Consider the following 4132-nt stretch of genomic DNA (forward strand, 5'->3'; position numbering starts at 1 on the left):
GAGCCGTGTGAGGTGAAAGTCTCATGCACGGTTTTGAATGGGAGGGGGAGAAGGTGACTTCTCTCTCGACCCCTAATAACGACACGGGTTGACTGCGAATCCGGATCTCTAGCACCGAAATTGATATGACCGCTGGGTTCATCTTTGTGATTGCAATTCTGGCTTTGGGGGGGGTGATCGCCACCGTCAGCGATCGCCTCGGGACCAAGGTCGGCAAAGCTCGCCTGAGTCTGTTTAAAATGCGGCCTCGGAAAACGGCCGCCGTGGTGACGGTTTTCACCGGCACCCTCCTGTCCGCACTGACCCTGGCTATTTTGTTCGCCACCAGCAAACCCCTGCGCCGGGGGGTGTTCACCATCGACCAAATTCAAGACCGGCTCAACCAGGCCCGCAAGGATCTCACCCGCACCGAGGACGAAAAGGAGCGGGTGGAAACGCAGTTGACGAAGGCCGAGGCCGAACTGCTCGCGGCGGTCAACCGCCTCAACGAGATCAACGCCTCTTTACAAGATACCCAGGTTCAGGTCGGCGATCGCGAAGCCCAACTCCAACAGGCCCAGAGTCGGCTCCAAAATACCGAGGAACAGTTAGGGGAACTTCAGGAGCAACTCGAGCAGATGAAGCGGGCGAAAACCGATCTCGAAGCCGAATTCGAGGCGATCGAAACCCAACTGAGCCGGGTTTCGACCCAAAAAAAGCAGCTTCAAACGGAAATCGGACAGTTGCAAGCCGAACGGGAGAAATTGATCGAACAGCGGGAAACCGTGGAAGCTCAGATCGAGGAGCGCGATCGCGAAATCGAACGGCAAGATCGGGTGATTGCCGAGGGGGAAACCCGCCTCGCCGATCTCGAAGTCCAGCAGGAGAAGTTGGAGCGACAAAAAGCGGAGGCCGAGCAGGATTTTCAACTGTTGCGGGAAGATTTTCAACTGTTGCGGGAAGGGAGTGTCGCCCTCAAGCGCGGTCAAATTCTCGCCAGCGGTTTGGTGCGGATCATCGACCCGGCTACCTCCGAGCAGGCGGTGAATCAGTTGCTGCAAGAGGCGAACCGCAACGCCCTCAACTTCGTGCAGTTGGGCAATGAAAATGCCAGCGGCGATCGCGTCATTCAAATTACAAAAGCGGAAGTGGAAGAACTGATCGCCGAGATCGACGACGGCCGGGATCACGTCGTCCAAATTATCGCGGCAGCCAATTATTTGGTGGGGGAAAAGCGGGTGGCGGTCTACACCAAAGCCGAACCCAACCGACTGCTCTTTACCGACGGGGAAATCGTGGCGGGGACCTCCGTCAATCCGGCTACCCTCGACCCCGGACAACTCCAGCAGCACCTCCAGCAACTTCTGGATGCCTCCGGCTTTCGCGCCCGCTTCGTGGGGGTTCTCGACGGCCCGATCCGTGTCGGGGACGACAGCATGGAAACCCTGATCGCCTTCATCCAACGGTTGGAAACCTATGACCGAACCGTGGAACTGCAGGCGGTGGCATCCCGGGACACCTACACCATCGGCCCCCTGCAGGTGGATTTGCTGGCCCGCCACAACGGCGAGGTGGTGTTCAGCACCCGGGACGCGAATCGGGAACTCGACGATATCAATTGGGCGGAGGTGTGGCCGCGATGATTTTGGGCTTCGATCCGGGGCGGGACAAGTGCGGCGTCGCGGTGGTGGGGGACGACGGCCGAGTTCGAGACCACCGGGTGGCGGCCGCGGCGGAGGTCGTCGCCACCGTAGAGTCCCTCTGCCGCCAATTTCCGATTCATCTGGTGGTGATGGGCAATCAGACCACCTCCCGGGACTGGAAACCGAAAATCGCCGCGGTTCTTCCCCCGGGGGTGGAAATCGTCTGGGTTGACGAGCGCTACAGTTCCCTGGAGGCCCGCGATCGCTACTGGGAACTGTATCCCCCCCGGGGCCTGTCTCACCTCATCCCCCGGGGGATGCGCGTCCCCCCGAGGGCGATCGATGATATCGTGGCGATCGTCCTGGTGGAACGGTATCTCGGGAATCTGGAAAAAGCGCGGGAGTAGAGAAACCGGAAGCGCGATCGATAATTCCCGATTCCACTCGGGAAACCGAGAACCGGAAAACTTTTCACTTTTCAGATCATGTCCGCTCAAACAGCTATGATTCCTGGGTGCCATCTTCTGAAGCCGCTTCAAACTTTTGCCGATTGCCTCTTGCCGATTGCCTTTTCTTGAACGATTGTGTAAGTATTCAAACGGACTTGATATCACTTTTCACTTTTCACTTTTCACCGCGCCGACCCCCCATCAAAACTGGGCGCGGATGGTAAACGAATAATCTCCCCCCGGTTCGAGTCGGTAATCCCAAGTTTCCAGGAAACGCCCCAGGGGTTCTTGAATTAAAGCGCGGCCCTGGGAGGGACGGACGATCAGGGTTTTATTTTGTCGGAATCGCCACTGAAATTGCCAAGCATAGTCCCCGGCGCTGACATCCCCTTCCAGAATGCCGGCCTGCCAGGACTGGCGGGTGATTCGGACATAGGCAGTCGTTTCGGGGAGACGACCTCCGGCACGGGTCACAAGCACCTCCTGGATTGATGCGATCGCAGGGCAAAAATAGCACTCGGCTGTCAGCTTTCGGCTGTCAGCTTTGATACAAATCCCACCCTCGGGTATCGGGCGATATCGAGGCGGGATCTCAAGAAACACTTCGATTATTGTAGAGGCTCATCGCTTTTTCCACCCCATCTTCCAAAGCCAATTCCACCGCCTCTCCCACCAGTTGCAGCACTTCGTCCATCACCGGGCGCTCGGCGGGGGAAAATTTGCCCAGGACGTGGGAAATCGTTTCCCGGTCCGCCGCCGTTTCGGGTTTGCCGATACCCAAACGCAGGCGGGGAAATTCTTGGGTTCCCAGGTGGGCGATCGCCGATTTCATGCCGTTGTGGCCCCCCGCCGAACCGGAGAGGCGCATCCGCAGCCGGCCCACGGGCAGATCCATCTCGTCGTAGATGACGAAGACGGACTCGGGGGGGAGTTTGTACCAGTCCACCACGGCCCGGATCGCCTGTCCGGAGCGGTTCATGTAGGTCGCGGGCTTGAGGAAATAGAGGGGGTCGGGGGACGATCGCACCCGGCCCGTCCCGAAGCTGCCGTGAAAGCGGCGGTTTTCGGACATCGGGATTTGCCACCGCCGCGCCAGGAAATCCAGGGCGTCGAATCCGATATTGTGGCGCGTGCGCTCGTATTTGGAGCCGGGATTGCCCAACCCCACGATCAGTTGGGGGATCGCAGCCATTTTGGAAGTCTTGTCAAATTATCGGTCAAAAAAACAGGGGAAGTTGAAATTCCCCTGAAAACCGGATCAAATCCCGGAGCGGGATCGGTCCCTAACCCGCCATCCGGTCGTTGCGGGTGTTCGTCTCCGACTTGGGGGGGTGCGATCGCGTCGCCTGTTCGAGTTGTTCCGCTTCGCGATTAAATTCATTTTTAAATTCCTGGGAGGCATCTTGGAACTTGCGAATTGCCTCTCCCAAACTGCGGCCGATCTCGGGCAGCTTTTTCGGCCCGAAAATCAAAAGCGCGACGACCAGGATGACGGCCATCTCCGGTAAACCGATGCCAAAAATATTCATGATCTCTCCAACAATAGTGCGATCGCCCTCGACACCCGTCAAATCATCGGGGGGAGCGGAGATCCAAATCCCCGCCTCTCCCATCGCCCTCACCTAGCGGGTCAGGTTAGCCCAGTCCACGCTCACGTTTTCCAGAATCAGCGAGGAGTTGTAGATCTGCAGGATGATCAGCAGAAAGACGAAGAATAACCCCATAAAAACGGCCATCAGGGGGGTGGTTCCCCAGCCGGGGGCTACTTTACCGTATTCGGAATTGAGGGGTCTGAGTCGATCGCCCAGCCAAGTCCTTTGTGCCATAGGTCTCCTTTAATCGAATGCGCTTGACCGCTTTTTTTTGGAGTTTATCACAAAGTCGGCCTCAAAGAACGGGGCTTTCGACCCAATTTTTTGGTAATCTGATAGGGGCAGTGCGATTCGTTCGGGAACGAAATCGGGCTGAAATGCCTGAAATAACTTCCCGGTAAGGTTTTCATCCCCTCGGATGAATATAAGGGGCGCACCCCTGACCAACCTTATAACTGTCTGTATGTTC

General features: G+C 57.5%; 6 protein-coding genes. 2 read left to right on the forward strand and 4 right to left on the reverse strand.

Going from position 1 to position 4132, the window contains the following annotated elements:
• The first annotated feature begins 146 nt into the window (after positions 1 to 146).
• A complete protein-coding gene (locus LKE08_RS03345; protein WP_324702778.1) occupies positions 147 to 1622 on the forward strand; it encodes a DUF3084 domain-containing protein in 1476 nt (491 codons plus the stop codon).
• Positions 1619 to 2029 (forward strand): resolvase, encoded by a 411-nt coding sequence (locus tag LKE08_RS03350; RefSeq protein ID WP_324702783.1) that lies wholly within the window; start codon positions 1619 to 1621, stop codon positions 2027 to 2029. Before LKE08_RS03345 ends, LKE08_RS03350 begins: the two co-directional genes overlap by 4 nt.
• Positions 2030 to 2272: 243 nt before the next feature.
• On the opposite strand, the gene LKE08_RS03355 is transcribed toward LKE08_RS03350, so the two are convergent.
• From LKE08_RS03355 to psbH, 4 genes are all read right to left on the reverse strand, one after another.
• The gene (locus tag LKE08_RS03355) at positions 2273 to 2545 is read right to left on the reverse strand and encodes a DUF3146 family protein (protein ID WP_324702779.1); all 273 of its coding nucleotides are present in this window, start codon (positions 2543 to 2545) and stop codon (positions 2273 to 2275) included.
• Between the two features lie 118 nt (positions 2546 to 2663).
• Complete coding sequence (gene pth / locus LKE08_RS03360; RefSeq protein WP_324702780.1) at positions 2664 to 3263, reverse strand: aminoacyl-tRNA hydrolase; 600 nt, start codon at positions 3261 to 3263, stop codon at positions 2664 to 2666.
• A 91-nt stretch (positions 3264 to 3354) separates the two neighbouring features.
• A complete protein-coding gene (locus LKE08_RS03365) occupies positions 3355 to 3600 on the reverse strand; it encodes a TatA/E family twin arginine-targeting protein translocase (RefSeq protein ID WP_324702781.1) in 246 nt (81 codons plus the stop codon).
• 93 nt (positions 3601 to 3693) lie between these two features.
• Positions 3694 to 3897 carry a photosystem II reaction center phosphoprotein PsbH gene (gene psbH / locus LKE08_RS03370; RefSeq protein ID WP_324702782.1) on the reverse strand — a complete coding sequence of 68 codons (204 nt, stop codon included), beginning with the start codon at positions 3895 to 3897 and terminating at the stop codon, positions 3694 to 3696.
• Between the last annotated feature and the right edge of the window lie 235 nt (positions 3898 to 4132).

This window comes from Lyngbya sp. CCY1209 (assembly GCF_035615495.1).
GTDB lineage: Bacteria > Cyanobacteriota > Cyanobacteriia > Cyanobacteriales > Microcoleaceae > Limnospira.